Below are 26,162 nucleotides of genomic sequence, written 5' to 3'. Positions count from 1 at the left end.
AGGATGGACGCAATGGGAGGTGGTGTCGTGACCAGACCCGCCAACGAGCCGGTGCTCATCACCGGGGCGGCCCGGTCGTACAAAGACCAGCTGGCCGACCGCAAACGCAAGTACATGATCATGATGGGACTCCGGTTCCCCTGCCTGATCCTGGCCGGCGTCTTCTATCAGACGTGGTGGCTCGCGCTGACCCTCGTCGCGATCTCCGTGCCGCTGCCGTGGATGGCGGTGCTCATCGCCAACGACGGTCCCGCCCGCAAGAAGGAAAAGGTCAACCGGTACACCCCGGACGCGACCAAGATCGAGTCCGGCACCCACCGGATCATCGAAGGCTCCTGAAAAAACCCCAATGCGTCCTTCGGTCCCTGGTAGGGACCGAAGGACGCATTGGGGACCTGGTAGGGACCGAAGGACGCATTGGGGACCTGGTAGGGACCGAAGGACGCATTGGGGACCTGGTAGGGACCGAAGGACGCATTGGGGACCTGGCAGGGACCGAAGGACGCATTCGGGATGTTCGGGCTAGGGCTGGGGGCCGATCTGGCCGACGGCCTTGGCGCCCAGTTTCACCCCGGCACGCAGAACGTCCACAGTGGACTCTCCGTTGAGCCAGGCGCCGAGCACGCCCGCGTCGAAGGCGTCGCCCGCGCCTGTGGAGTCGATGCACTCGGCAGGCTCGGACGGGACCGACGTGATGCCGTCGGCGTCGACCCAGCTCGCGCCGTTGAGGCCCGCGGTGACCACGACGGCGCGTGCTACCTCCAGGAGTTCCCTGGCCGCGGCCGGGTCGGCGGAGCCGGTCAGCGCGACCAGTTCCTCGGTGTTCGGCATGAGCAGGTCGATGCCGCGCACGTCGTCGAGGAACCCGGCCGGGTCCTTCGTGAGGTGCGCCGCGGCCTGCGGGTCGACCGAGGTGGTCAGCCCGGCCTCCTTCGCGGCGGCGAGCGCGGCCAGGCCTGCGGGCCGCGAGGAGGGGTCGAGCAGGACGTAGCCGGACAGGTGCAGGTGACGGGCTCCGGCGAGGACCGCCGGGTCGACGTCGGCCGGCTCGAAGCGGGCGTTGGCGCCGCGGTCGGCGAGCATGCTGCGCTGGCCGTCGCCGTCGACGAGGCAGACCACGCAGCAGGTGGCGGCGTCCGGGTCGACGGTGAACGCGCAGCGCACGCCCGCGGCTTCGAGCTCGGCGCGGATGAGCCTGCCGCCGGGGTCGTCGCCGATGCGGGCGATCAGCGTCGGCTCGGCGCCGTACGCGCGCAGCCACAGCGCGGTGTTCGCGCCCGATCCGCCGCCGGTGAACTCGATGCGCGCGCGGACGTCGCCGCCGTGCGGGATCTCCCCGTGCGGCCGCGCGACCACGTCCAGGCCCGCGTCGCCGACCACGATCACGCTCATGACAGTGCCACCGCGACCTCCGAGGCGAGCTGGGCGTTGGACAGGACGAGCGCCTCGTTGGCGTCGAGGCTCACGCCGTCGCTGGCGGTGTGGAAGTGCTCCAGCAGCGTCGGCGTGACGTCCTGGCCGTGGATGTCGTTGACACGCAACAGTTCCAGGCCCTCGGCGAGCAGCCGGTCGTGCAGCGCCAAGTCCATTTCGGACTCTTCGGGGATCGGATTGGTCAGCAGCACGCCCGAAGAAGCGAACGTCCGGTGCGCGGCGATCACCGCGGCCGCCTGCTCCGGGGTGTCGACGCGCCACGGGACGTCGTGGCCGGACGAGCGGCGGTAGAACGCCGGGAAGTGGTCGGTGCGGTAGCCGAGCACCGGCACCGAGTTGGTCTCCAGCACCTCGAGCGTGGCCGGGATGTCCAGCACCGACTTGACGCCGGACGCGACCACCACGACTCCCGCCGTGGCCAGCACGCCGAGGTCGGCCGAGATGTCCCAGGTCTGCGCCGCGTTGAGGTGCACCCCGCCGAGCCCGCCGGTGGCGAACACGCCGATCCCGGCGGCCGCCGCGAGCGAGGCGGTGCTCGCCACGGTCGTCGCGCCGGAGCGGCCGAGGCCGACCGCGGGGCCGAGGTCGCGCAGCGAGAGCTTGTCGAGGTCCTCGCCGGGCGCGCAGACGCGCTCGAGTTCGGTGTCCGAGAGCCCGATCCGGGGGACGCCGTCGAGCACCGCGATGGTCGCGGGCACCGCGCCCGCGGCGCGCACGAGCCGCTCCAGGCGGCGTGCGACGTCGAGGTTGCGGCCCGGCGGCAGGCCGTGGGAGAGGATCGTGCTCTCCAGCGCGACGACGGGGTTGCCGTCCTGCAGCGCGCCGGCCACCTCGTCGGTGAGAATCAGCTGGGGAGGTTTGCTAGCCACGAGTGGACATCATCCGAGATCGGTCGCGGGCCGTCGCCATCGGGTCAGCTCTCTTGTCAGGTTGGCCCGCGCCGTCGCCTCCCACGCGCCGCGCGCCGCCGTACCGCGGAACAGCGGATCCTTGGCGAGCAGCTTCTCCAGCACGGCGGCCCGTCCGGCGGTCCACGCCTGGTCATCGACGTGCTTGAACTCCTCGCGGACGTCGCGCGCGTACTGCTCGTAGACGTCTTCGGAGGCCCCGAGCGTGGCGAGATCGGCGTCGAGCAGAGCGGTGGCGGACAGATCGTCCGCAGGCGCGTCGTGACTGAGCGTGGTCAGGATGAGCTCTTGAACCCGGTCGACGTGGTCAGCGGCAAGGCCCGCCCGAGTGAGCCAGTCGCGAGCCCATTCGGCGCTGCGGCGCTCGTCGTCGCCGGGCTTGGCGTCGTAGATCACATCGTGCGCGCACGCGGCGAGCGCGATCAGCGCTCTGTCCTCTGTGGAGAGTCCGTGCGCGAGTTCGTCGGCATGCCGCGCGACGGAATGGGCGTGCGCGAGGTTGTGGTAGCGGCGATGGGGCTCGTTGTAGCGGGTTTCGAGGTCCCGCAAGGCTTCCTGGGCGACTTCAGCCGAGCCGCCCAGCCGTTCGACGGCCTCGGCCCACCGGCTTCGCACGCTCAATCGAAGATCCCGCGCGGCTTGGCGACCTCGTGGAGCCAGCCTTCGAGCTGGGCTTCCCACTTCACGCCGTCGATGTTCGCGTGCGCGACCTTGAACATGCCCAGGAACTCTTGGCCGCGCCCGCCGAAGCCGCCGGACTTGCTCACCCGGACCCGCTTGGTCACTTCGAGCACCACCTGCGTCTCGTCGGCCGTCGACAGGAACGTCACCGCGAGCCCGTCGAACACCGGCGCGAACCGCGGCGAAGGCGCGAAGCGGATCTCCTGGAAGAACGGCAGCTGCTGGCGGGCGCCGTTGATGCGGCCCTGCTCCAGCGCGGCGTCGCGGAACGTGAAGCCGATCCGGCTCAGCGCGTCCAAGATCCGCTTCTGCGCAGGCAGCGGCTCGATGGCCGCGGCGTCGACGTCCTGCGGGTCGGCGACGGAGTTCGCCAGGTCGAGCTGGGTCTGCAGGCCGACGGCGATGCCGGTCAGCGGTTTGCCGAAGACGCTCGAGATCGGCGTCTCCCACGGCAGCTGGATCTCGAACGGGATGCGGACCTGCTGACCCGGCGCGACGTGCTCGCGGCCGGAGAGCTGCTGGGTGCCGAAGGTCAGGTCCGTGATCGACGCGCGCTCGCCCGGCACCTCGACGCGGGCGAGCAGGGTGATCGAGAGCGCGTTGATCTCCTGGTCGACGTCACCGCCGACCAGCACGACCTCACCGCGCAGCGGCCTGCCCGGCAGTACGGAACGGTCGAGCAGGCGGGCGTCGATGCGCGCGCCGCCGGAGCCGAAGCTCGCGAGCACCTTCTGGAACATGGGGGAGATCCTGCCAGGTCGGGGCCGTCCACACGGGTCTTATCATGGAAGCGTGAGCACTCAGACTCTGCCGAAGCAGGACACCCGCCCCGAGGGCACCGACAGCACCGACGACGACACGCCGAAGATGTTCCACTACGTGCGCAAGAACAAGATCGCCGAAAGCGCGGTCATGGGCACGCACGTGGTGGCGCTGTGCGGCGAGGTCTTCCCGGTGACGAAGTCGGCCAAGCCGGGGTCCCCGGTCTGCCCGGCCTGCAAGAAGATCTATGACGGGCTCAAGAAGGGCGACTGACACAGTAAGTGTCGGATATCCGTCGCTAAGGTGAAAATCATTCACATGGGGGCTGTCCGTTCCGGCCGGGGCTGGTACCTCTAGGGCGCCATTTTCCTTCGGGACGGAGTCCTCCATGCGAAAAACCGCCCTAGTCGTCGCGATCGCCGCGCTCGTGGCCACCCTGTCGCCCGCGCTGGCCGAAGCCGTGACCGGCTGGACGACCATCGGCTCGGACCGGGCGAGGCCGCTCGACGAGAGCCAGGGCCTGGCCACCATCGTCCGCCCGTCGGGCACGACGATCCGCTACACCGGCATCGCCACCATCCCGGCCGACCTGAACTCGCAGGGCTGGAACCACGTCGGCGACCCCGGCTCAGCCAAGGGCTTCTACGTCGAGCCGTACCAGCGCGACGACCGCGGCGCCAAGCTCTTCCGCGTGCAGGCCCCGGACGGCAGCTGGGCCAACTACAAGCACGACCTGGAATCCTGGGAAGCCAACAACAACTCGTTCGCCGCCGTCTCGCCGGACGGGCAGTGGCTGGTCGCGGGCGAGTGGGGCACCATGGACCGCCTGCTCGTGCACCCGATGCCGGGTGTCCGCTTCACGAACCCGGCCGCGAACCTGCCGTACGCCTCGGCGATCCGTCTCGACCACCAGGTCCGCGACATCCAGGGCTGTGACTTCCAGACCGCGACGCGCCTGCTCTGCGCGTCCGACGACCCGGGCGGCACGCTCTTCGGCGTCACCAAGCCGCTGCTCCAGGTCGACCTGTCCGCTTCGCTCAACGGCTCCGACGTGACCGGTCACGTCACCTCGCTCGGCCAGCTACCGCTGCAGAGCGGCTGCGGCGGCAACTTCGAGGTCGAGGGCATCGACTTCGACGAGCGGGACGGGACACTGCGGGTGATCGTCATGTCGCCGAGCATCTGCATCGCGTTCGACAGCAAGACCTGGCGTTTCCGTCAGTAGCGCCGATGGGATTTAGCGGGCTTTACTCCGAGTCGCGCTTCGCGCTCACAGAGTAAAGCCCGCTAAATCCACGACTTCCTTTTAGGCGTTGATCTCGATCTGCTGGCGCTCAGGCTCCGGTTTCCGGGTGCGGGCCGCCTTCTTGGCCGCGCGCCGCTCCTTGCGGATCTCGACCGCCGTGTACAGCGTCGGCACCAGCACCAGGGTCAGCAGCGTCGAGCTGACCAGCCCGCCGATCACCACGATGGCGAGGGGCTGGCCGATGAACCCGCCCTGACCGGTGATCCCCAGCGCCATCGGCAGCAGCGCGAAGATCGTGGCCGACGCGGTCATCAGGATCGGCCGCAGCCGGTGCCTGCCACCCTCGACCACCGCGTCGGTCACGCCGTAGCCGTCCGACCGGTACTTGTTGATCAGGTCGATCAGCACGATCGCGTTGGTGACCACGATGCCGACCAGCATCAGCATGCCGATCATCGCGGGCAGCCCGATCGCGGTGTTCGTGGCACGCAGCAGCAGGAGCGCGCCGGTCGCCGCGAACGGGATGGACACCAGCAGGATCAGCGGCTGCACCAGACTGCGGAACGTCGCCGCCATGATCAGGAACACGATCGCGATCGCGGCCAGCAGCGCCAGGAACAGGTTCATGAACGCTTCGGTCTGCTGCTCGGCGACCCCGCTGATCTTGGCCGACGCGCCGCCCGCCAGCTTCAGGTCCTTGAGCTTGGTGTCGATCTCCTTGGTGACCGCGCCCAGGTTGTCGGACCCGTTCTTCGCGCTGACGCTCGTGCTCAGGTCCGCGCCGGTCCGCTTGACCGTGCTCGGGCCGTCCACAGTGGACACCGTGGCGACCTGGTCCAGCCTGACCACGCCGGTCGCCGAAGGCAGCGGCAGCGCCTTGATCGCGTCGACCCCGGCAGGCGCGGTCCCGGTGCGCAGCACGATGTCCGTGCGCGTCCCGTCGATCGGCAGCTGGGTGACCACCCGGCCGCCGACGGCCTGCCCGGCGAGCTGGCCGATGGTCGCCGGCGTCAGCCCCGCGGCCGCGGCGGCCGCCTGGTCGACGTCGACCTTCAGCTGCGGCGAGCCCTTCGAGAGGTCACTGGTGACCTCGGACAGGCCGTTGATCCCGGACAGCGCCTGCGCCACCTGATCGGCGGCGGGCTTCAGCGCGGCCTCGTTCGGCGCGGTCACCAGCACGGAGACCTTGTCGGAGCTGGAAGCGTCCTGCCCGAACTTGATCACGCCCGCGCCCGGCTTGCCCGAAAGCTGGCTCTTCAGCTTCTCCTGCAACGCTTTCTGGTCGGTGCCCTCGGCGATCGTCACGGTGAAGCTGGTGCCGCCGTCACCGCCGAAGCCGAACGCCGCGCCCGCGCCGTTGCCGCCGACGGTCATCTGGTAGCTCTTCACCTCGGGGGTGGCCGCGAGCGCCGTCTCGACGAGCTTTCCGGCCTCCTCGCTGGCTTCCAGGCTGGTGCCCGGCGGCAGCTCCTGGGTCATCGACAGCGTGGTGCCGCCGTTGTCGCCGAGGAAGTCCGTCTTCGCGCTGGTGGCGAGGCCCACGGTGACCGCGAAGATGACGATCGCGCTGAGCACCACGACCAGCCTGCGCTTGGTGGCGAACCGCACCACCGGCACGTAGATCCGTTGCAGGAAGCCGTTGCGCTCCTTCTCCTCGGCGGCTTCCCTTGCCTCTTCGGCGGTTTCGGCGTTCCCGATCTTGGGCGCCTTGAGGAACCAGTACGCGAGCACCGGCACCACGGTCAGCGAGACCAGCAGCGAGGCCAGCAGCGCGACGGTCACCGTGATCGAGAACGGCGAGAACAGCTCGCCGACGATGCCGCTGACGAACGCGATCGGCAGGAACACCGCGACCGTGGTCAGGGTGGATGCCGTCACCGCCGTGGCCACCTCGCGGACGCCGTTCAGCACGGCGTCCTGTTTGGCCTCGCCGTAGCCGAGATGGCGTTTGATGTTCTCCAGCACGACGATCGAGTCGTCGACCACCCGGCCGACCGCGATCGTCAGCGCGCCGAGGGTGAGCAGGTTGAGCGAGAGATCGCCGGCGTAGAGCGCGACCAGCGCGACCACCACGGACAGCGGGATGGACACCGCGGTGACCAGGGTGGACCGCAGCGAGAACAGGAAGAGCAGGATCACGATCACCGCGAAGAGCAGGCCGAGCAGGCCTTCGGTGGTCAGGCCGCTGATCGCCTTCTCGACCTCGGGGCCCTGGTCGAACACGGTGCTGAACTGCACGCCGAGCTTCGTGCTCAGCTCGGGCAGCTTGTCCTGCACCGCCTTCGAGATCGCGACCGCGTTGCCGTCCGAGGCCATGGTGACCGAGATGCCGAAACTGGGCTTGCCGTTGGTGCGGGTGATCGACGTCGCCGTCGCGGTGCCCGCCTCGACCGTCGCGATGTCACCCAGCTTCACCGGCTTCGTCTTGCCTGCCAGGTAAGTGTTCTTGAGCGAGTCGACGGTCAGCTCGGAGCCGCCGATCTCGACGTTCAGCGTCTTGCCGTCGGCGTCGACGGTGCCGGCCGGAATGGCCGCGCCCGCGCTCTGGAGCGTGGTGACCAGCGTCTGCGGGTCGACGCCCGCGACCGCGAGCTTCGCGTAGTCGAGCGTGATGGTGACCTGGGGCTTCTGCGTGCCGGTGACCGTCGTGGTGCGGACACCTTCGATCTTCTTGAGCTCGGGGACGACCTCGTTGTTCAGCCGGTCGGCGAGCTGCTTCTGGTCGCCGTCGCCGCTGACCGCGAGCACCACGGTCGGGATGTCGTCGAAACTGCCCGCCTGCACGGTCGGCGTGCTGTTGGCGGGCAGCCGGGTGCTGATCCGGTTCACCGCCTGCTGCATCTGGCCGACGGCGGCGTCGATGTCCGTGCCGAACTGGTACTGGACCACCACCGACGAGTTGCCCGCCCTGGACGTCGAGGTGATCTCCTCGATGCCCTTGATCCCCTGCAACGCGGCCTCGATGGGCTCGCTGACCTGCTTGTCGACCGCGTCCGGTGAGGCGCCGACGTACGGCGTGATGACGACGGCCGTCGGGAACTGGAGCGACGGGAAGAGCTGCTGCTTGATCTTCGGCATGATAAGCGCGCCGAAGACCAGCACCAGGATGGCCAGCAGCCCGATCAGGCCTCGGTTGCGCAGGCTGAGCCGTGCCAGCACTGACATGGTGGTGATCCCCCTCGGGAAACGGAAAAGCCCCTCGGTTCCGGGGCGCGCTGAGCTTGACACGCGAAAGCCGGGAACAGCTTCACACCACGGGTGGAACCCCGGTACTACTTCAGGATGACTCCGCCGATCGGGTGGCAGTGCGCCCCGGCTGGAGTAGTGCCCGTCAGGCCGTCGAACGCCCAGCTCGGGGCGAAGATTCGGGCTCGGGGGAGGCCGCCTCGGCAGGCTCTTCGGTCACCCGGTCGTGGTTATCGTTCGCTGAGGATTCCTCAGCTTCGAGGTCCTCGCGTTTGGGTCGCCGGAGCGGAACGGTGGCCCGTTCCCACAGCTTCCCGTTGTCCTCGGACTTGAGCCGCTCGTTGGTGCGTTCCATCTCCAGCCGCCGCCACTTGCGGCGCTGGCGCCTGGTCATCTTGGCGGGCCACAGCTCCTGGATCGCGCTGTTGAAGTACGCGCCCGCGGTGACCGCGAGGCCGATGAAGAACATCAGCAGCAGGAACGCGATCGGCGCGGCGAGCGCGCCGTAGGTGTAACCCGTCTTGGTGATCTGCGAGAGGTAGATCCGGAGCCCGATGCTCGCCAGCAGGAACAGGACCATCGCGAGCACCGCGCCGGGCAGCCCGCGGTGCCACGGGAGTTTGCGCGGCAGCGCGAGCTTGTAGAGCGTCGCGAGCGCGAGCGTGATCAGGACACCGAGCGCCGGGTAGTAGAGCGTGCCGACCCAGTCGCGGACCGTCGGCCGCCAGTCCGTCGGGAAGAACTCGGGGAGCAGGTCGGGCCCGATCGCCAGCAGCGGCAGCCCGACGGCGAGGATCACCAGTCCCGCCATATAGAGGAGCAGCGCGAACAGCCGCTGCCACACCTCGTTGCGCACGCCGTACTGGTCGTGCGCGACGGTGATCGCGTCGACGAACGACGACATCGCCGACGAGCCGGCCCACAGCGAGATCACGAAGCCGACCGAGACGATCTCGCCCTTGCCGACCGTGAGGATGCTGTTGACCGTCGGCTCGATGATCTCCTGGACCGCGTTCGGGCTGAAGATCGTCTTCGAGAACTGGATGATCTGGTCGTGCACCGCGGTCACCACCGACGGGCCGAACCAGTCGCCGAGAAAGCCCAGGCTGCCGAGCAGCCCGAGCAGCAGCGGGGGGAGCGAGAGCGTCTGCCAGAAGGCGGCTTCGGCCGCCTCCGAGAAGATGTTGCCCTCCCACGCCTTGTTCAGCGTGCGCCTGAGCAAGGTCAGCGGAGTCTTGCGGACCACCCTCGGCTCGGGTGCCCGCTCGGCGCCGTCCTCCGGCGCGTCGTCCGCTGTCTCGGTCATATCAGGGCCCAGCATGCTGCATCGAGGCGATTTTGGCTCGTCGTTCGGGGCAAGTGTCGCCTAGCACGTCGTCGCGCGGCACGAATCACCCCGTCGGTACCGGCTCTTGTCGGTGCGGACAGGTACCCTCGGCGGAGCGCCTTCGACGGGCGCTGTTTTTGAGTTGAAGCTGTGTGAGCAGGCCATGCCGAGGGGAGTTGGACCATCTTGACCGAGACGGCCCAGCGCGGCGTCATGGGCGCGCCACCAGCGGAAAAGGACTCCACCGCGCGGCCGCTGCGTGCCTGGCAGCGCAGTGCGCTGACCAAGTACCTGATGCGCAAGCCCAAGGATTTCCTGGCGGTCGCGACGCCCGGCGCCGGCAAGACCGTCTTCGGTCTGCGCATCGCCGCCGAGTTGCTGAGCGACCGCACGATCGAGCGCGTCGTGATCGTCACGCCGACCGAGCACCTCAAGCACCAGTGGGCCGAGTCCGCCGCCAAGTCCGGCATCTCGATCGACTCGAACTTCCGCAACGGCGCCGGCGCGACGTCCTCGGACTACCAGGGTGTCGCTGTCACGTACGCGCAGGTCGCGGCGCACCCGACGTTGCACCGCGTGCGCACCGAGAACTACAAGACGCTCGTCATCCTCGACGAGATCCACCACGGTGGCGACGCCAAGTCCTGGGGCGACGCGATCATGGAGGCGTTCACCCCGGCCGTGCGCCGGGTCGCGCTCACCGGGACCCCGTTCCGCAGCGACGACTCCCAGATCCCGTTCGTCCAGTACGAGCCGGACGGCGAAGGCCACCTGCGCAGCAAGTCCGACCACGCGTACGGCTACGCCAACGCGCTCGCCGACGGCGTGGTCCGGCCGGTCGTCTTCCTCGCCTACTCGGGTGAGGCGTCGTGGCGCACCAGCGCGGGCGAGGAGTTCACCGCCCGCCTCGGCGAGCCGCTCACGGCCGAGCAGAACGCCCGCGCCTGGCGCACCGCGCTCGACCCGGCAGGCGAGTGGATCCCGGCCGTGCTCCAGGCGGCGGACGTCCGCCTGTCCCAGCTCCGCGCCGACGGCATGCCCGACGCCGGCGGCCTGGTCATCGCGACCGACCAGGAGTCGGCCCGCGCCTACGCGAAAATCCTCGAGCGTTTGTCAGGTGAGACCCCGACGGTCGTCCTCTCCGACGACCCGAAGGCGTCCGGCCGCATCGCCGAGTACGCGGCATCCACGGAGCGCTGGCTCGTCGCGGTCCGCATGGTGTCCGAAGGCGTCGACGTCCCGCGGCTCGCGGTCGGCGTCTACGCGACCTCGGCGTCGACCCCGTTGTTCTTCGCGCAGGCGATCGGCCGTTTCGTGCGTTCGCGCCGCAAGGGCGAGACCGCGTCGGTCTTCCTGCCCAGCGTGCCCGTGCTGCTGGAGCTGGCCTCCGAGCTGGAAGCGCAGCGCGACCACGTCCTCGGCAAGCCCCACCGCGAAAAGGACGGCTGGGACGACGAGCTCCTGGCCGAGGCCAACCGCACCGAGGACGAACCGGGCGAGGAGGAGAAGGCGTTCACCTCGCTGGGCGCCTCCGCCGAGCTCGACCAGGTCATCTACGACGGCAACTCCTTCGGCACGGCCGTGTTCTCCGGTTCCGACGAGGAGCAGGAGTACCTCGGCCTCCCCGGCCTGCTGGAGCCCGACCAGGTCCGCGCGTTGTTGCGCAAGCGCCAGGAGGAGCAGCTCGCCGACGCCAAGAAGCGCAAGCCCGAGAAGGAAGCCCCCGTCCAGGTCGCCAAGCCCCAGACGGTCAGCCAGCGCCTCGGCTCGCTCCGCAAGGAACTCAACGCCCTCGTCGGCATGTACCACCACCGCACCCGCAAACCCCACGGCGCCATCCACAACGAACTCCGCCGGGTCTGCGGCGGCCCGCCCACCGCGATGGCCACCGTCGAGCAACTCGAAGAGCGGATAGTCACCCTCCGCTCCTGGTAACCCCGCCCCGCGCCTTCCACCAAGCCCCGCTTTCGCGTACCCGAAGGGTCGGCACGCGTACCTGACCGGACGTCACGCGTACCTGGACGGACGGCACGCCGACCGGACGCCGCAGCCACACCCAGCGCGCGTCGTCCATCCATGTACGCGTGACGTCCCTCTGGGTACGCGTGCCGACTCTCTGGGTACGCGTGCCGTCCCTTTGGGTACGGGGGCGACCTGGCGGGGGTGGGGGCGTTGGGGCAGGGGGGTTGGTCGATCGGGCAGGGTTTGGCGGGGTGACGCTGTGTTGATCACGGGGTGGGCTGAACGGGGCAGTGGGCAACAGGCAAGGCGGGAGCGTTGACAATTGTTCACGGGGCGTGTCAACGCTAATGGTGGCCGCGTATTCGCGGCACGGGGGTTCCATTGAAAGAATTCGCCTTGCGGGCGGGTTCGGCTATTCCGGTAATTGTCGGGCCAACTTTTCTGGTGGGAGTTCGACGTGCGGATCGTGGGTGGGGCCGAGGTGGCTGGGGCAGGCGCGGGTCCGGGCACGGTGGAGGACTTCATCATCGAACGCTCGTTCGCGGACAAGGGGGACTGCGATTTCCGGGCCAGGCGGTGGGCCGGATCAATGGGCGCCATCATTACTCGACCTGAGTCAATTGATTCGGAACGTTGATGAATGCGGAGGCCGCCGTTGCCGGGGACTGGGCCGATCGGCCCAAGCGCTGCCCAAGCGCCAGGGTGCTCCAGGTAAAGGGTCGGTTTCGGGTGGGTTCGGGCACGTCATCGTTGTCGTAAGATTGAGTCAACACCGATCCAGTCACTCAACGTGACCGGCCACTGTTCCCAATGTCACCGTTCTGGCCTCTTGCGCTCAATGTGACGGGCACGTTGCCAAACTGTGTCTCACGGGTGGGTCTTAATTGATCCAGCCCTCTTCCGTACCGGGCAATCGCGGCATATGTTGTCGCCCACAACATTTTGCGCGACGAGGCGCCGGCCAGGTCCGGGACAACCGCTCGTCGGCAGGAGCTGGAAGGACCGAGGATGCGCACGAAGACCCTTACCCTCCTCGCCGCGGTGGCGAGTGTCAGCCTCGTGCTGACGGCTTGTGGGGCCAACAGCTCGAACTCGGGGAGCGCCCCGAGTTCTTCCGGCGCGGCCTCGGCGCCCGCCGCCGGTGGCGCCTCCGGCAAGGTCGGCGTGATCCTGCCGGAGACCGCGACCTCGGCCCGCTGGGAAGCCTTCGACAAGCCGATGCTGGAGACGGCTCTCAAGGCCGAAGGCTTCGACGTCGACGTGCAGAACGCGCAGGGCGACGTCCAGAAGTTCTCGACGCTGGCCGACGGCTTCATCACCCAGGGCGTCAAGGTCCTGATCATCGCCGCCATCAACAGCGAGGTCGGCTCGGCCGTCGCCAAGAAGGCCAAGGCCGCGGGCATCCCGACGATCGACTACGACCGCCTGAACCTCGGCGGCAGCTCGGACTACTACGTGTCGTTCGACAACGTGAAGGTCGGCGCGCTGCAGGGCCAGGGCCTCGCGGACGCGCTGAAGGACAAGAAGGGCGCGCAGGTCATCCAGATCGAGGGCGCCCCGACCGACAACAACGCGACCCTATTCGCCAACGGCCAGGCCAGCGTCCTGGAGCCGAAGTACGCCTCGGGTGACCTGAAGAAGGTCCAGATCCAGGCCATCGACAAGTGGGACAACCAGCTCGGCGGCCAGATGTTCGAGCAGATCCTGACCACCAACGGCGGCAAGGTCGACGGCGTCGTCGCCGCGAACGACGGTCTCGCCGGCGCGGTCATCACCGTGCTCAAGAAGAACGGCCTCAACGGCAAGGTCCCGGTGACCGGCCAGGACGCCACCGCCGATGGCCTCAAGGCCGTCCTGCGCGGTGACCAGTACCTGACCATCTTCAAGCCGATCAAGCTCGAGGCCGAAGGCGCCGCCAAGCTCGCCGGCGCGCTCGCCAAGGGTGACAAGGCCGCCGCCGACGCCATCGCCAAGGACGTCAGCAAGGACCCGACCGGCAACCGCGACGTCAAGTCGCTGCTGCTCGAGCCGAAGCTGACCCTCAATGACGGTGTCAAGGAGGTCATCACCCAGGGCTACGTCAAGGCGTCCGAGGTGTGCGCCGGCGACCTGCAGGCCGTCTGCACCCAGCTCGGCATCTCCTGACAATCCCCCATATAGACAGCCGGGCCGGGACGCGTTCCCCGACAACGTGTCCCGGCCTGGTTCCCACACAGGAGAGATCGTCGTTTCATGAGTGAACCCATTCTCGACATCCAAGGCCTCAACAAGAGCTTCGGACCCGTCCACGTCCTCCACGACGTGGACTTCGCCGTGCGGGCCGGTGAAGTGACCGCCCTCGTCGGCGACAACGGCGCCGGCAAGTCGACGCTGGTCAAGTGCATCGCCGGTATTCACGGGTCCGACTCGGGCGTCGTGAAGTTCAAGGGCGAGGACGCGCACATCCACGGCCCGCGCGACGCCGCGGCGCTCGGCATCGAGGTCGTCTACCAGGACCTCGCGCTCGCCGACAACCTGGACATCGTGCAGAACATGTTCCTGGGCCGGGAGCGCGGCAGCAAATGGCTGCTCGACGAGGCCAGCATGGAGCAGGCCGCCCGCGAGACGCTCGCCTCGCTCTCGGTGCGCACCGTCAAGTCCGTGCGCACCCCGGTCTCCGCACTGTCGGGTGGGCAGCGGCAGACCGTCGCCATCGCGAAGTCGGTGCTGTGGGACTCGAAGGTCGTGCTGCTCGACGAGCCGACCGCCGCGCTCGGTGTCGCGCAGACCCGCCAGGTGCTCGACCTCGTCCGCAGGCTCGCCGAGAAGGGTCTCGGCGTCGTGCTGATCAGCCACAACATGGCCGACGTGTTCGAGGTCGCCGACCGCATCGCCGTGCTGTACCTCGGCCGTCTCGTGGCCGACGTGCACACCAAGGACGTCACCCACGGCCAGGTCGTGGAACTCATCACCGCGGGCCGGTCCGGCGATCTCGGCCTGGCCCGCCCCGAAGCCGCTGTCCTGTGAGCGTGGAGAAAATGACTGAGACACCTGCCAAGCCGGTGGCTTCCGCCGCCATCACGGACTTCGGCATCGACACGACCTCGATGTCCACCCGCGAGGCCATCGCCGACTACTTCGCCCGCCTCAAGGCAGGCCAGCTCGGCGCGCTGCCCGCGTTGCTCGGCCTGCTCGTGCTCGTGGCGATCTTCGCCGGGCTTTCCGAGTTCTTCCTTTCGCTGTCGAACATCGCGAACCTGCTCGCGCAGGGCGCCGGCCAGACCATCATCGCGATGGGCATCGTGTTCGTGCTGCTGCTGGGCGAGATCGACCTGTCCGCGGGCACCGCGTCCGGTGTCACGGCCGCGGTGATGGCGCTGCACTTCGTGCGCAACGGCAACCTGCTCGGCTCGATGGGCTCCGGGGTGTTCATCACCTTCATCGTCGTGCTGGCGATCGCGGTGCTGCTCGCCGTGCTGCTGCGGATCTGGGCCGGCGCGGTGCTCTCCGCGGTCGCCATCGTCATCATCCTGTCCGGCGCGGCCGCCAACCCGTGGATCGAGATGCTGCTGGCGGTCACCGTCGGCGCCGCGATCGGCTGTATCACCGGGTTCCTGGTGTCGAAGATCGGCATGCCGTCGTTCGTCGTGACGCTGGCGCTGTTCATCATCTGGCAGGGCGTCATCCTCAAGTTCATCGGTGAGGGCGGCACGCTGAACGTCAGCAACTCCGAGGTGCTCGACAAGGTCGCCAACGGCAACCTCTCCACGGTCGGCAGCTGGGCGCTGTTCGTGGTCGGCGCGGGCGGTTTCGCCGCCGTCCAGCTGGGCCAGCACTTCTCCCGGCTCAAGCGCGGCCTGGTCACCCAGCCGACGCCGCTGGTGCTGTTCAAGGTCGGCGCCGTCGCGCTGGTCGCGGCCGTCGCCACCTACCTGCTGACGATCAACCGCGCGCCGAACCCGAACATCGTCATCTCGGGTGTGCCGTACGTGGTCCCGATCGTGCTGGCGCTGCTGGTCATCGGCACCTACGTGCTCAACCGCACGCAGTACGGCCGTCACATCTACGCGGTCGGCGGCAACCAGGAAGCGGCCCGCCGCGCCGGTATCAACGTCAGCAAGATCCGGGCGAGCGTGTTCGTGATCTGTTCGACGGTGGCCGCGCTCGGCGCGATCGTCTACTCGTCGAAGGTCGGCTCGGTCGACCCGCAGGCCGGTGGCCTCAACACGCTGCTGTTCGCGGTCGGCGCGGCGGTCATCGGTGGCACCTCGCTGTTCGGCGGCAAGGGCCGGATGGTCGACGCGGTCATCGGTGGCGCGGTGCTCGCCGTCGTCACCAACGGGCTGGGCCTGCTCAAGCAGCCCGCGGCGGTCGTCAACATCATCACCGGCCTGGTGCTGGCGCTGGCGGCGACGGTCGACGCACTGTCGCGGCGGCGTGCCGCGGCCTCCCCGCGCTGACGGTCCGTGAAAGAATTAAACCTGTGACCAGCACACCTGTAGCCCGTCCGGACGAGGTGCGCAGGCACAACCGCACGACCCTGCTCCGGTTGCTGCACGTCACCGGCCCGTGCACGCGGGCGACGCTGGCAGCCGAGCTGGGGCTCAACCGCAGCACGATCAAGACGCTCGTCGACGGCCTCGCGGAAGCCGGGGTCGTCGAGGAGAAGGTGCCGAGGCCGGGGCGAGGGGCGGGCCGCCCCTCGCTGCTGGTGCTCCCGCAGCCGCAGGCGGCCGTCGTGCTGGCGGTCGACCTGCAGGTGGAGCACGTGGCCATCGCGCTGGTCGGCCTCGGCGGGCAGATTCTCGGGCGCAACAGCTGGAATCTGCGCGGTCGCATGCGCGAGGCCGACGAGGTCATCACGCACATCATCGAGTCGGCGGCGATGCTGGCGGGCGATCTCGGCGTCGAGCCGACCGCCGTCGGCGTCTCCGTGCCCGGCGTGGTCCGCCGCGCCGACGGGCACGTCCACGAGGCGCCCAACCTGCGCTGGACCGACGTGGCGCTCGGCGAGCGGCTGAACAGCGTGATGCGGATCCCGATCCTGGTCGGCAACGACGCGGAACTCGGCGCCGTCGCCGAACACATCCGGGGCGTCGCTCGCGGCGCCTCGGACGCGGTGTACGTCTCCGCGGACGTCGGCGTCGGCGGCGGGGTGATCTCCGACGGCTCGTCGCTGCGCGGCGCGGCCGGGTACGTCGGCGAGATCGGGCACATGGTCATCCGGCCCGACGGCAGGCCGTGCTACTGCGGCAACATCGGCTGCTGGGAGACCGAGGTCGGCGAAGCGGCGCTGTGTCGGGCGCTGGGGCTCGCCGAAGACACCCCGCGCGGCGCGATCCTGGTCGAGCTGCGTGAACTCGCGGGGGACCCGCAGAAGGCATGGGACCGGCTCTCGGAGTTCGCCGAATGGCTCACGCTGGGCCTGGTGAACGTGGTCAACCTGCTCGGCCCGCAGTTGCTGGTGCTGGGCGATCTGCTGACCGTTTTGCCCGCTTCCGTGCTGGAGCGGGTCGGCGGTGAGATCCGGCGCCGGAGCCTGGTGAGCCGGGCCGTCGGCGGAACGCGGCTGGTCAGCTCGGTGCTCGGCGCCGACGTGAAGCTACTGGGCGCCGCCGAGGTCGCGTTCGAGCAGGTCCTGGACACGGTCTGAGCAGTCGTGAGTGGTACGGCCGGTTCTAACCGGCCTAAACACTCACGACCTCTTGGAGGCCTATCTCGTAGTCGCTGGTTTGAGTGAGGGCCTCCCTCACCCGAACCCGCCGAGTGAGGGCCTCCCTCACCCGAAATGTCGGGTGAGGGAGGCCCTGACCACCTCCAGCCGGGTGAGGGAGGCCCTCACTCCAGCTAGCCGACCTATGCGTCACCCATGGCGCTCCCTCGGCTCCCATCAACTGTCCACTCAGGACACCAGGTGTCCGCGGACACAAGGGTCGTGAGTGGTACGGCCGGTTCTAACCGGCCTAAACACTCACGACCCCCTCAATAAAAAAGCGGCGAGTGCTCACCACGAGCACTCGCCGCCAGGGGCCCCGAGGGGCTCCTTAACGCTGGATTTGAGCTGACAGTTCCTTGAGCTTGGCTTCGTGGGCGCGGGCGTGGTGTCCGCAGAAGAGCAACTCGCCACCGCTGCTGAGAACGGCTCGTACCTGAGCAGCTGCTCCGCAACGGTCGCAACGGTCGACAGCGGTCAGTTCGGGGCGGGTGAGCGTCGGTGAAGTCATGAGAGTCCCTCCGTCCCGGCACCGGTTGCCCGATGCCATCGATCCAGCCACGACCACTTCGGCACTGATTCCCTCGGCGGGGGTCGCTCCGGGCTCCTTGGTGTTCGTGCCTCCACTCTTCCAGACGTTTGGGGAGTCGCAAGTGTTCCCACGCCCGTGGGAGTCAGGTCACGTGGAATTACCCCGTATGTCGTAGATCAAACTGCCGTCTCGTGACAGAGGGTGCGGATCGAGGGCGTTTTCCCTGGTAGGGCACTATGCGGGGGTGGGAGTGTTGACGCCGAAGAAGCGACTTGAGGGCCTGCCCGCCCCGGTCTTGTTCGTTCTCAGCGGAATTTCGATGTACGTCGGCGCGGCGCTCGCGGTCGGGCTTTTCCCCGTGGCATCCCCCGCGGGGGTGGCCTGGCTGCGCTGTCTCGGCGCCGCGATCGTGCTGCTCGCCTGGCGGCGGCCAGGCAGGCAGGCGTGGCGCGGGCGGCAGCTGCTGCTCGCCGCGCTGTTCGGCCTGGTCACGGCCGGGATGAACGTGGTGTTCTACGAGGCGGTCGCCCGGCTGCCGCTGGGCACGGCCGTCGCGCTGGAGTTCGCCGGGCCGGTGCTGGTCGCCGCGCTCGGCTCGCGCACGTTCCGCGACTTCATCGCGTTGGCGCTGGTCGTGGCGGGCGTGGTGGCCATCGCCGACGTGCAGCTCGACGGCAGCGCGGCCGGCGTCGCGTTCGCGCTGGGCGCGGCCGTCGCGTGGGCGGCTTACATCGTTCTCGGCAAGCGTGTCGCGCTCGGCGGCAACGGCCTCGACAGCCTCGCGGTCGGCTTCGTGGTCGCGACGGTGCTGCTTTCGCCACTCGCGCTGGGCACCAAGGCCGTCTGGGGCTCGCCGAAGCTGCTGCTGCTCGGGATCGGCGTCGGCGTGCTGGGGACCGTCGTGCCGTACGGGCTCGACCAGGTCGTGCTGCGCCGGGTCGGCCAGGCGGCATTCGCGCTGCTGCTGGCCATGTTGCCGCTGACGGCCACGGTGATCGGGTTCGTCATGCTGCGGCAGGTGCCGAGCCTGCCGGAGGCGCTCGGGACGCTGGCCGTGGTCGCCGGCGTCGCGGCGCGGACCCGTGACGACGCTGTGTCGACAGAACCGCCGTGACCAATACTGTGCGCGTGGACTTCCGCCGTTTCCGCATGCCAGCCTGGCCTGGCGCGGCGCTGCCCGTCACGGGGGAGTGGGAACCCGAAACGCTCGCCGGGCTGCTCGAGCGGCTGCACGCGGTCGCCGTCACGATCGTCGCCGACCTCGACACGGCCGAGCTCGGCGCGAGCGACACACCCGTGCGCGCGCTGACCGACTACCTCGACACCGGCGTTCCTCCACTGTGGACGTCGCGGTGGCGTGACGGCCGGTTCGTCGGGATTTCGGGCACCCTCAAGGGAACCGAAGGCGTGCTGGTGTCCCTTGTGGACCCCGAACTGACCGAACTCGGCGAGCAGGCGCAGCCGGTCGACTGGGTCGCCGCCGCGGTGCGCGGCCGTGGGCTGTGGCTGGTCGTCGAAGACGCCGCGGCCGCGCGCGCGATCGTGCTCGCGGCCGGGCTGCGTGCCGAGGCCTGGCGCGTCTAGGACTGCTGGCGCGGGAACGCGATCGCGGTCATCCCGTCGTCGCTGAGCAGCCAGGGCACCGAGTGCGGGCGCAGCGCGATGTCCGGCACGCCCGGCATGCCGCCGCGGCAGCGCGTGGGCCGGTCGAAGTGCAGGCCGTGGCGGCCCATCGGGCTGAGGACACGCTGCGCCGGGATGGCGTCGGTGCTGTCGTCGACCAGGTCGAGCAGGGTGAAGTCGATCGTGTTCCGGCGCGCCGCGTACTCGGCGATGGCCTCCTGGACCGGCCGCCAGTGCATGAGGAAGACGTACTCCTCCGGCGTTTCCAGCAGCACGGCCGTGGGACGGCCGGCCACCGCGTCGTGCAGCAGCTCGGAACTGATCCGTGGCAGAGCGGTGAGCGTCGTCATCTCCCCAGGGTGACGGATGCGCGGGCCGGGCGCATCCATTCGACAGGGTGAACTACTCAGCGAACTTGGAGTGCTTGCGCCCGTAAGCGAAGTAGATGACGAGGCCGATCGCGAGCCAGACGGCGAACCGGATCCAGGTCATCACGTCCAGGTTGAGCATCAGGTAGAAGCACGCCAGCGCGGCGACGGCCGGCAGCACCGGCGAGAACGGCACGGTGAACGAGCGGGTGAGGTCGGGGCGCTTGCGGCGCAGCACCGGCACCGCGATCGCGACGATGATCATCGCCGACAGCGCGCCGATGCTCACCATGTCCGACAGCTCCGAGATCGGCACCAGCGCGGCGAGAATCGCGATCAGCACCGCGCCGCCGATGGTCATCCGGTGCGGCGTGCCCCACTTGGGGTGCGTGGTGCCGAGCGCCTTCGGCAGCAGGCCGTCCCGGCCCATCGCGAAGCCGATCCGGCCGATGGTGACCAGCTCGACCATCATCACCGAGGTCAGCCCGGTGACCGCGCCGAGTGAGATGAGCGCGCTCACCCAGTGCTCGCCGACCGCGTCGAACGCCGACGCGAGCGGCGCGCTCACGTCGATCGTCGTGTACTCGACCATGCCGGTCAGCACGATCGAGACACCGAGGTAGAGCACGGCGCACACGAACAACGCGCCGAGAATGCCGACCTTGAGGTCCTTCTTCGGGTTGACCGTCTCCTCGCCGAGGTTCGCCAGCGCCTCGAACCCGGTGTAGGCGAAGAACACCACGGCGGCCGCGGTGAGCACGCCGCCGATGCCGTACACGGACTGTTCGAGTCCCAGCGCGGCTTGGATGATCGGCTGGTGCAACGTCGCCGTGTCACCGCCCGACGGCTGCGACGGCGGGATGAACGGCGTCAGGTTCGCGCTCTTCACGTAGAACGCGCCGACCGCGAGGATCAGCACGCAGACGGCCACCTTCACCAGCACGAGGATGTTGGTGACGAACGCCGACTCCTTGATGCCCACCACGGCGACAACGGTCAGCACCGCGATGATCAGCACGGCGCCGATGTTCACCGGCGCCTCCTCCCCGAACAGGCTCGGCGACAGTCCGAGCAGGTTCGCGAGGTACCCCGACCAGCCGCGCGACACCACGGCCGCGCCGAGCGCGAACTCCAGCAGCAGGTCCCACCCGATGATCCAGGCGAACACCTCGCCCAGCGTCGCGAAGGCGTACGTGTACGCGCTGCCCGCCGTCGGCACACTCGACGCCAGCTCCGCGTAACACAGCGCGGCGAGCCCGGCGACGACCGCGCCGATCACGAACGACAGCGTCACGGCCGGGCCCGCGTGGGTCTTCGCCTCGACACCGGCGAGCGTGAAGATCCCCGTCCCGATGATGATGCCGACCCCGAACCCGATCAGGTCCCTGCCGCGCAGCCGCCGCTTGAGCTCACCGGAGTCCTGACGTTCCAGGACCTTGTCCACATCGAGAACGCGCCTCTCGCCCATGCGAAGACGTTAGAAGATCGCCGGGTACCCCGCAGTCTGGGTCCCGCCCGCCGCAAAAGTCCCAATGCGTCGTTCGGGTCCTGGGAGGTGCCGAAAGACGCATTGGGGACGTGGCAGGTGCCGAAAGACGCATTGGGGACGTGGCAGGTGCCGAAAGACGCATTGGGGACGTGGCAGGTGCCGAAAGACGCATTCGGGAGGTGCCAGGTACCGAAGGACGCATTGGGATTTTTTTCGCTAGATCCCGGCCTCCTGGGCGAGGATGGCCGCCTGGACGCGAGAGCGCAGGTTCAGCTTGGTCAGGACCCGGGAGACGTGGGTTTTCACGGTGGTCTCGCCGATGTAGAGGCGCGAGCCGATCTCCGCGTTGGAGAGGCCTTCGCCCAGGCAGCTCAGGACTTCGCGCTCGCGGTCGGTGAGGTCGTCGAGGCCGGGTGCGGCCACCGGGGCCGGTGCCGCGCTGGCGAAGGCCGAGATCAGTTTGCGGGTCACCTGGGGCGCGAGGACGCCTTCGCCTGCCGCGACCAGGCGGACGGCTTCGACCAGGCGGGCCGCTTCGACGGACTTGAGCAGGAAGCCCGCCGCGTCGGCGCGGAGCGCTCCGTGGACGTACTCGTCGAGGTCGAAGGTGGTCAGCACCAGGACCTGGCAGAGGCCTTCGGTGGTGAGCTCGCGGGTGGCGGCGATGCCGTCGACGCCGGGCATGCGGACGTCCATCAGGACCACGTCGGGTTTCAGCGCGCGGGCCTGGCGGATGGCGGCGGCGCCGTCGGCGGCCTCGCCGACCACCTCGATGCCGTCGGCGTTGGACAGGATCAGCACCAGGCCCGCCCTGATGGCGCCGTGGTCGTCGGCGACGAGGACCTTGATCGTCATGCGCCCGGCACCGGGAGTTCGGCGCGGACCAGCCAGCCGCCCGCCGAGGGGCCCGCCGTCAGCGAGCCGCCGACGGCCGCCGCGCGTTCGCGCATGTTCACCAATCCCGTTCCCGTCCCGCCCCGCTGTGGGGGGCGTGTGGCCAGTTCGTTGCCGATTTCGAGGGTCAGTCTTCCAGCGGCGTGCCGGATCTCGACGACCGCACGCGTGCCTGGCGCGTGTTTCACCGCGTTGGTCAGCGCTTCCTGCGCGATCCGGTACGCGGTCAGGTCGACGGCGGCCGGCAGCCGCGAGGAGTCCACTTCGGACCGGACGTCGACGCTGATGCCGCTCGCCCGCGCCGAATCGACCAGTTTGGACAGCTGGGCGAGCCTGGCCGGCGCGGTCGTCTCGTCGACGCTGCCGTCGGCCGACTTCAGGAGCACGACCATGGTCCGCATCTCCTCCAGCGCGTCCACGCTGTTCTCCCTGACCGCCCGCAGCACGGTCTGCGCCAGCGCCGGGTCCTTCATGGACAGTGCGGCCTCCGACTGGATGGCGATCGCCGACAGGTGCCCGGCGATGACGTCGTGCAGGTCACGGGCCATCCTGGCGCGTTCCTCCGCGACGGCGGCGGCCATGTCGAGCTCGGCGATCCTGGCCAGCTGCTTGGCGTTCGCCCGTTCGGACTCGGCGATGTCGCGGTGCTGGCGTACGTTCGTCGCCCACCACACCGGGGTGATCAGGAACGGCAGCGCGGCGACCGCGGCGATGACACCCGCCCGCCAGTCCGAAGCGAACAGCAGCGCGGCGGCGATGACGCCGACCGTGCTCACCGCGGCCACGCTGATCATCGCGCGGCTCACCCGCTTCGAGCCGTACAGCGTCGCCGCGTACAGGAAGTCGGTGTAGATGACCATGATCGGCAGCGACAGCCCGAGCTTGATGTCCACGGCCAGCACGGCCGTGCCCAGGATCAGCGCGAGCGGGACCTTGCGGCGGATGACCTCCAGCCCGACGACGGCGGTCAGTTCGATCAGCCGGATCCACAGCGGCACCGGGTCGTGCCCGCCCGCGATCACGTGCAGGTCGGTCAGGTAGAACAGCAGGCCCATGAGCCAGGTCCCGGCCGCGATGATCACGTCCTGCTGCCACACCGGCAGCCCGGACAGTCGGGGGAAACGCACGCGCACGTCCTCCATCCCAGCACACCGGCCCAAGATCGGCGTCCTACGAACTGATGACCCCCGTCTCCTGCGCTTCGCCGACGCGCCGGACCCCCGCCGGGCAGCAGAGTTCTGGTCGTGGGCAACTTATGGGAGTTTCTGAGGGGGAACCCGATGGCCGCGGTGATCGCGGCGGGGGAGATCGGGTTCTGGGTGTTCATCGCGGCGGGGCTGCTCGCCCGGTATCTGCTGCGCTTGCGGCGCACCAGCCTGGTGCTGCTGGCCATGACGTCGGTGATCGACGTCGTCGTGCTCGTCGCGACCATGCTCGACCTGGCGCACGGCGGCAAGGGCGGGATGCTGCACGGTCTCGCGGCCGTCTATCTCGGGTTCAGCGTGGTCTTCGGCCCGGCCATGATCCGCTGGGCCGACGTCCGGTTCGCGTATCGCTTCGCGGGCGGCCCGAAGCCGGTCAAACCCCAGCGCACCCAGGCCGAGAAGGAAAGTCACGAGTGGCGTGAATGGGGCAAGTGCCTGCTGGCCTGCGGGATCGCGGCCGGGGTGCTGTTGCTGCTGATCTTCGTCGTCGGCTCGCCGGAACAGACCAAGCCCTTGCAGGGCTGGCTTCCGCGCATGGGCGTCGTCAGCGGCCTGTGGTTCGTGTTCGGCCCGTTGTGGCAACTGCTTTCACCGAGGGAAGAGAAGGTCGAGTCATGATCGAACTGATCGGGATCGTGCTGGTCGTGCAGGGCGTCGGCGGGTTCATCAACCGGGTCGGCGAGAGCAAGTCGTACAGCTGGTTCGTGCAGCTCCACGTGCTGCCGCCGTCGTTCCACATCGCGGCGAGCGTCGCGATGGTGCTCGTCGGGGTGACGCTCGTTCTCACGGACATGGCCCGCAAACGCAAGAACAAGGCCTAGAGGGCCACGAGCACCTGCAGCACGCCGAGGATGATCGTGACGACCGTCAGGATGACGGTCACCACGGTCAGCCTCGTGACGCGGGCGCTGACCACGCTTTCGTAGGAGTACCTGGTCTCGTCGTCCATCGCCTCGGCCTGCCGGTCGAGCTGCTGGATGATCCGCTCGACGCCCATCGTGGTGACCAGCCTGCGTTCGAGCGAGTCGATTTCGGGCGGCAGCACGGAGTTCAGCATCTCGAGCAGGTCGTCGAGCGAGCCGCGCAGCAGGCGGCGCTTGCGGTTCGCGGCCTTCTTGCCGTCCTCCGGCCTGGCGAGCTCCTGCTGCGCGCGGTGCAGCCACTGGTCGGCGAGCGCCATCCGGATCAGGACGCGCTCGAGAATGAAAAGCATGCCGTGGTCGAGCCCGCCGATCGGGCTGTCGATCTCGAAGTACGGCTCGGTCTCGCCGAACATGGTCAGCGCGAGCTCACGCTGGTGTTCGGTGTACTCGCTGCCCTTGCTGTTCAGGCAGACGATGCTGTTGGCCATCGCGTACGCGGCGACGAACGTCCGCGTGCCCCACTGCTGGCCGAGTGCCTCGCGGGCGACTTCCGGCGGCACGAACCGCCAGCCCTCGTCGCTGGTGGCGAGGCCGTAGAACGGCCGGGGATCGGCGTCGACGGTCCGTCCCGGTGGGTGCCCGTCGTAGCCGCGCACCTCGACGCACCACCCCTTGCGGTGCAGTTCCTCGGTCTCGCTGCCGTCGGTGAGTTCGGCGAACGCGGCGAACACCGACTCCTTCGCCGAGGAATGGATCTTGTCGCGGTAACGCCCGCGCAGCGCCTTCTCGGAGGTGCGGCCCTGCAGGCTCTGCAGCACCGCGATCGCCAGGTCGGGGCCGCCGGTGATCGAGGCGGTGACGATGAACGTCATCGAGTGGTACGCCGGGTGCCAGGTGACGATCACCCGGCACGGCAGCGCCGACTCGCCGGTCTCGATGGCGAGCGGGTCGCCAGACAGCACGCAGCGCCGCGGCTTCTCGGTGTAGTGCGCGAGGAAATCCTCGGCACTGGACCATTCTTCGCCGAATTTTCCGTCCATTGTGGACAGCAGGCCGGACTCGATGCCACGGTCGAAGACCGAAATGGACTGTTCCCGCGAGAGCGGCACCGCCCAGGCGAAGGAAAGCAGCAGCGTGCTCACTCGCTGCTAGTCGCCGCCGCCCGCCAGAGCGTTACCATGTCCCGCCCGAGCTGCCGCCGCAGCGCCGGCGAGGCGTTGACCAGCTCGTCGCGGTCGGTGTGCGCGTCGACCACGCCGAGATCGTCGAGCACGTGATACGTCCAGTCCCACACCGGCGCCCAGCCCGCCTCCGCAGCCATCGCGGTGAGCTGCTCGGGGTCGACGAGCCGCACCGGCAGCGCCTCGCCGCTGGCCAGTGCCTCGTCGAACCGGGCCTGGCCGACGTGTTCCGAGCGCACGCCGTCCGGCGAGATCCGGTCGATGCTGTAGCCGCCGCGCCCGAACGGCGCGCGGCTGAACGACAGCACGAGCGACGCGCCCGGCGCGGCGACCGCGCGCAGGCCGTCGAGCAGCGGCTGCAGCCCGGCCGTCGGCACGTGCTGGATGACGTGACTGCACATGATCAAGTCGAACGGACCGCCCCGGACGCGGCCGATCGGCGAGACCTCGAACGTGACGTCGGTGCCTTCCGGCAGCTGCGCGGTCTTCGCGACGCCGAGCCGGTCGGGATCTGGGTCCGCGGCCGTGACCGTGGCGGCGAACCGCGCGAGCCACGGCAGCAGCCTGCCCTCGCCGCAGCCTGCGTCGAGCGCGCGGACGTTTTCGCGGTCGCCCAGCGCTTCGAGGTGCCCGTCGAGCCGGGTGAGCGCGGCATCCTCGCTGGCGCTCCAGTAGCCGTCGTACGGCTCGTGCCGCGCGATGAACGAGGCCGTGACGCGGTCGCCGGTGTCCGGGTAGCGGTAGGTCTCGGTGATCACAACGGCCGAATATACCGGAGAAATGTACGGTTCTTGTGCGCGTGGAACCGA

Annotated in this window: 25 protein-coding genes; 12 read left to right on the top strand and 13 right to left on the bottom strand. The window is 69.1% G+C overall.

All coding sequences use genetic code 11. The annotated features are described in order from the left end of the window. Positions 1–12: 12 nt before the first annotated feature. Positions 13–339, top strand: a complete 327-nt coding sequence (locus tag AB5J62_RS27360; RefSeq protein ID WP_370950358.1) for a DUF3099 domain-containing protein — start codon at positions 13–15, stop codon at positions 337–339. A 183-nt stretch (positions 340–522) separates the two neighbouring features. On the opposite strand, the gene AB5J62_RS27355 is transcribed toward AB5J62_RS27360, so the two are convergent. The 4 genes from AB5J62_RS27355 to AB5J62_RS27340 are packed head-to-tail and all read right to left on the bottom strand — an operon-like array spanning position 523 to position 3,763. Further along, a complete protein-coding gene (locus tag AB5J62_RS27355) occupies positions 523–1,392 on the bottom strand; it encodes a carbohydrate kinase family protein (protein WP_370942787.1) in 870 nt (289 codons plus the stop codon). After that, positions 1,389–2,303: a pseudouridine-5'-phosphate glycosidase gene (locus AB5J62_RS27350; protein ID WP_370942786.1), complete on the bottom strand. Its 915-nt coding sequence runs from the start codon at positions 2,301–2,303 to the stop codon at positions 1,389–1,391. Before AB5J62_RS27350 ends, AB5J62_RS27355 begins: the two co-directional genes overlap by 4 nt. 9 nt (positions 2,304–2,312) lie before the next feature. After that, the gene (locus tag AB5J62_RS27345) at positions 2,313–2,957 is read right to left on the bottom strand and encodes a hypothetical protein (RefSeq protein ID WP_370950357.1); all 645 of its coding nucleotides are present in this window, start codon (positions 2,955–2,957) and stop codon (positions 2,313–2,315) included. A gap of 2 nt (positions 2,958–2,959) precedes the next feature. Then, positions 2,960–3,763, bottom strand: a complete 804-nt coding sequence (locus tag AB5J62_RS27340; RefSeq protein WP_370942785.1) for a sporulation protein — start codon at positions 3,761–3,763, stop codon at positions 2,960–2,962. 52 nt (positions 3,764–3,815) lie between these two features. On the opposite strand from AB5J62_RS27340, the gene AB5J62_RS27335 reads away from it, so the two are divergent. Both AB5J62_RS27335 and AB5J62_RS27330 read left to right on the top strand, forming a co-directional pair. Next, entirely contained in the window at positions 3,816–4,058 is a 243-nt protein-coding gene (locus tag AB5J62_RS27335) for a DUF3039 domain-containing protein (RefSeq protein WP_370942784.1), read from the top strand. A gap of 115 nt (positions 4,059–4,173) precedes the next feature. Next, the gene (locus AB5J62_RS27330) at positions 4,174–5,010 is read left to right on the top strand and encodes a hypothetical protein (RefSeq protein WP_370942783.1); all 837 of its coding nucleotides are present in this window, start codon (positions 4,174–4,176) and stop codon (positions 5,008–5,010) included. Positions 5,011–5,091: 81 nt separating this feature from the next. On the opposite strand, the gene AB5J62_RS27325 is transcribed toward AB5J62_RS27330, so the two are convergent. Together AB5J62_RS27325 and AB5J62_RS27320 are read right to left on the bottom strand one after the other, a co-directional pair. After that, positions 5,092–8,196, bottom strand: coding sequence for an efflux RND transporter permease subunit (locus AB5J62_RS27325; protein ID WP_370942782.1), 3,105 nt, complete (start codon positions 8,194–8,196; stop codon positions 5,092–5,094). A gap of 166 nt (positions 8,197–8,362) precedes the next feature. Continuing rightward, a complete protein-coding gene (locus AB5J62_RS27320) occupies positions 8,363–9,523 on the bottom strand; it encodes a YihY/virulence factor BrkB family protein (protein WP_370942781.1) in 1,161 nt (386 codons plus the stop codon). 234 nt (positions 9,524–9,757) lie between these two features. On the opposite strand from AB5J62_RS27320, the gene AB5J62_RS27315 reads away from it, so the two are divergent. From AB5J62_RS27315 to AB5J62_RS27295, 5 genes are all read left to right on the top strand, one after another. Then, positions 9,758–11,479 (top strand): DEAD/DEAH box helicase, encoded by a 1,722-nt coding sequence (locus AB5J62_RS27315; protein WP_370950356.1) that lies wholly within the window; start codon positions 9,758–9,760, stop codon positions 11,477–11,479. Between the two features lie 1,035 nt (positions 11,480–12,514). Then, positions 12,515–13,651 carry a sugar ABC transporter substrate-binding protein gene (locus AB5J62_RS27310; RefSeq protein WP_370942780.1) on the top strand — a complete coding sequence of 379 codons (1,137 nt, stop codon included), beginning with the start codon at positions 12,515–12,517 and terminating at the stop codon, positions 13,649–13,651. Positions 13,652–13,738: 87 nt separating this feature from the next. Further along, the gene (locus tag AB5J62_RS27305) at positions 13,739–14,512 is read left to right on the top strand and encodes an ATP-binding cassette domain-containing protein (RefSeq protein WP_370942779.1); all 774 of its coding nucleotides are present in this window, start codon (positions 13,739–13,741) and stop codon (positions 14,510–14,512) included. A gap of 11 nt (positions 14,513–14,523) precedes the next feature. Further along, positions 14,524–15,945, top strand: a complete 1,422-nt coding sequence (locus AB5J62_RS27300; protein ID WP_370942778.1) for a sugar ABC transporter permease — start codon at positions 14,524–14,526, stop codon at positions 15,943–15,945. A 23-nt stretch (positions 15,946–15,968) separates the two neighbouring features. Further along, positions 15,969–17,138 carry an ROK family protein gene (locus AB5J62_RS27295; protein WP_370942777.1) on the top strand — a complete coding sequence of 390 codons (1,170 nt, stop codon included), beginning with the start codon at positions 15,969–15,971 and terminating at the stop codon, positions 17,136–17,138. A gap of 391 nt (positions 17,139–17,529) precedes the next feature. On the opposite strand, the gene AB5J62_RS27290 is transcribed toward AB5J62_RS27295, so the two are convergent. Next, a complete protein-coding gene (locus AB5J62_RS27290) occupies positions 17,530–17,709 on the bottom strand; it encodes a hypothetical protein (protein ID WP_091292222.1) in 180 nt (59 codons plus the stop codon). Between the two features lie 340 nt (positions 17,710–18,049). On the opposite strand from AB5J62_RS27290, the gene AB5J62_RS27285 reads away from it, so the two are divergent. Further along, positions 18,050–18,844, top strand: coding sequence for a DMT family transporter (locus AB5J62_RS27285; protein ID WP_370950355.1), 795 nt, complete (start codon positions 18,050–18,052; stop codon positions 18,842–18,844). Between the two features lie 14 nt (positions 18,845–18,858). Next, complete coding sequence (locus AB5J62_RS27280; protein WP_370942776.1) at positions 18,859–19,314, top strand: hypothetical protein; 456 nt, start codon at positions 18,859–18,861, stop codon at positions 19,312–19,314. Here AB5J62_RS27280 and AB5J62_RS27275 read toward each other — a convergent pair. The 4 genes from AB5J62_RS27275 to AB5J62_RS27260 all read right to left on the bottom strand — a co-directional run bounded on the left by AB5J62_RS27275 (position 19,311) and on the right by AB5J62_RS27260 (position 23,246). Then, positions 19,311–19,703 (bottom strand): hypothetical protein, encoded by a 393-nt coding sequence (locus AB5J62_RS27275; RefSeq protein ID WP_370942775.1) that lies wholly within the window; start codon positions 19,701–19,703, stop codon positions 19,311–19,313. The genes AB5J62_RS27280 and AB5J62_RS27275 overlap by 4 nt on opposite strands. Before the next feature lie 52 nt (positions 19,704–19,755). Continuing rightward, positions 19,756–21,189: an amino acid permease gene (locus AB5J62_RS27270; RefSeq protein WP_370942774.1), complete on the bottom strand. Its 1,434-nt coding sequence runs from the start codon at positions 21,187–21,189 to the stop codon at positions 19,756–19,758. Between the two features lie 237 nt (positions 21,190–21,426). Beyond that, positions 21,427–22,065, bottom strand: coding sequence for a response regulator (locus AB5J62_RS27265; protein ID WP_370942773.1), 639 nt, complete (start codon positions 22,063–22,065; stop codon positions 21,427–21,429). Then, positions 22,062–23,246, bottom strand: a complete 1,185-nt coding sequence (locus AB5J62_RS27260) for a sensor histidine kinase (protein WP_370942772.1) — start codon at positions 23,244–23,246, stop codon at positions 22,062–22,064. The genes AB5J62_RS27265 and AB5J62_RS27260 overlap by 4 nt, the downstream gene beginning before the upstream one ends. Before the next feature lie 138 nt (positions 23,247–23,384). Between AB5J62_RS27260 and AB5J62_RS27255 the strand changes: the two genes are divergently transcribed. Both AB5J62_RS27255 and AB5J62_RS27250 read left to right on the top strand, forming a co-directional pair. Beyond that, entirely contained in the window at positions 23,385–23,927 is a 543-nt protein-coding gene (locus tag AB5J62_RS27255; protein WP_370942771.1) for a hypothetical protein, read from the top strand. Beyond that, complete coding sequence (locus tag AB5J62_RS27250) at positions 23,924–24,130, top strand: hypothetical protein (RefSeq protein WP_370942770.1); 207 nt, start codon at positions 23,924–23,926, stop codon at positions 24,128–24,130. Before AB5J62_RS27255 ends, AB5J62_RS27250 begins: the two co-directional genes overlap by 4 nt. Here AB5J62_RS27250 and AB5J62_RS27245 read toward each other — a convergent pair. Both AB5J62_RS27245 and AB5J62_RS27240 read right to left on the bottom strand, forming a co-directional pair. Then, positions 24,127–25,314: a hypothetical protein gene (locus AB5J62_RS27245; RefSeq protein WP_370942769.1), complete on the bottom strand. Its 1,188-nt coding sequence runs from the start codon at positions 25,312–25,314 to the stop codon at positions 24,127–24,129. The genes AB5J62_RS27250 and AB5J62_RS27245 overlap by 4 nt on opposite strands. After that, entirely contained in the window at positions 25,311–26,111 is an 801-nt protein-coding gene (locus AB5J62_RS27240) for a class I SAM-dependent methyltransferase (RefSeq protein ID WP_370942768.1), read from the bottom strand. Before AB5J62_RS27240 ends, AB5J62_RS27245 begins: the two co-directional genes overlap by 4 nt. Between the last annotated feature and the right edge of the window lie 51 nt (positions 26,112–26,162).

The sequence above is a fragment of the Amycolatopsis sp. cg5 genome, from assembly GCF_041346955.1.
Classification (GTDB): Bacteria; Actinomycetota; Actinomycetes; order Mycobacteriales; family Pseudonocardiaceae; genus Amycolatopsis.
Note: the sequence above shows the minus strand (reverse complement) of the source record. Positions and strands in the feature narration are given on the sequence as shown.

Bases quoted from the DNA above. Each gene is read 5' to 3' on its own strand.
- AB5J62_RS27360 (WP_370950358.1), top strand. From the start codon at position 13: ATGGGAGGTGGTGTCGTGACCAGACCCGCCAACGAGCCGGTGCTCATC.
- AB5J62_RS27355 (WP_370942787.1), bottom strand. From the start codon at position 1,392: ATGAGCGTGATCGTGGTCGGCGACGCGGGCCTGGACGTGGTCGCGCGG.
- AB5J62_RS27340 (WP_370942785.1), bottom strand. From the start codon at position 3,763: ATGTTCCAGAAGGTGCTCGCGAGCTTCGGCTCCGGCGGCGCGCGCATC.
- AB5J62_RS27330 (WP_370942783.1), top strand. From the start codon at position 4,174: ATGCGAAAAACCGCCCTAGTCGTCGCGATCGCCGCGCTCGTGGCCACC.
- AB5J62_RS27325 (WP_370942782.1), bottom strand. From the start codon at position 8,196: ATGTCAGTGCTGGCACGGCTCAGCCTGCGCAACCGAGGCCTGATCGGG.
- AB5J62_RS27320 (WP_370942781.1), bottom strand. From the start codon at position 9,523: ATGACCGAGACAGCGGACGACGCGCCGGAGGACGGCGCCGAGCGGGCA.
- AB5J62_RS27315 (WP_370950356.1), top strand. From the start codon at position 9,758: ATGGGCGCGCCACCAGCGGAAAAGGACTCCACCGCGCGGCCGCTGCGT.
- AB5J62_RS27310 (WP_370942780.1), top strand. From the start codon at position 12,515: ATGCGCACGAAGACCCTTACCCTCCTCGCCGCGGTGGCGAGTGTCAGC.
- AB5J62_RS27305 (WP_370942779.1), top strand. From the start codon at position 13,739: ATGAGTGAACCCATTCTCGACATCCAAGGCCTCAACAAGAGCTTCGGA.
- AB5J62_RS27300 (WP_370942778.1), top strand. From the start codon at position 14,524: ATGACTGAGACACCTGCCAAGCCGGTGGCTTCCGCCGCCATCACGGAC.
- AB5J62_RS27290 (WP_091292222.1), bottom strand. From the start codon at position 17,709: ATGACTTCACCGACGCTCACCCGCCCCGAACTGACCGCTGTCGACCGT.
- AB5J62_RS27285 (WP_370950355.1), top strand. From the start codon at position 18,050: ATGTACGTCGGCGCGGCGCTCGCGGTCGGGCTTTTCCCCGTGGCATCC.
- AB5J62_RS27275 (WP_370942775.1), bottom strand. From the start codon at position 19,703: ATGACGACGCTCACCGCTCTGCCACGGATCAGTTCCGAGCTGCTGCAC.
- AB5J62_RS27270 (WP_370942774.1), bottom strand. From the start codon at position 21,189: ATGGGCGAGAGGCGCGTTCTCGATGTGGACAAGGTCCTGGAACGTCAG.
- AB5J62_RS27265 (WP_370942773.1), bottom strand. From the start codon at position 22,065: ATGACGATCAAGGTCCTCGTCGCCGACGACCACGGCGCCATCAGGGCG.
- AB5J62_RS27260 (WP_370942772.1), bottom strand. From the start codon at position 23,246: ATGGAGGACGTGCGCGTGCGTTTCCCCCGACTGTCCGGGCTGCCGGTG.
- AB5J62_RS27255 (WP_370942771.1), top strand. From the start codon at position 23,385: ATGGCCGCGGTGATCGCGGCGGGGGAGATCGGGTTCTGGGTGTTCATC.
- AB5J62_RS27250 (WP_370942770.1), top strand. From the start codon at position 23,924: ATGATCGAACTGATCGGGATCGTGCTGGTCGTGCAGGGCGTCGGCGGG.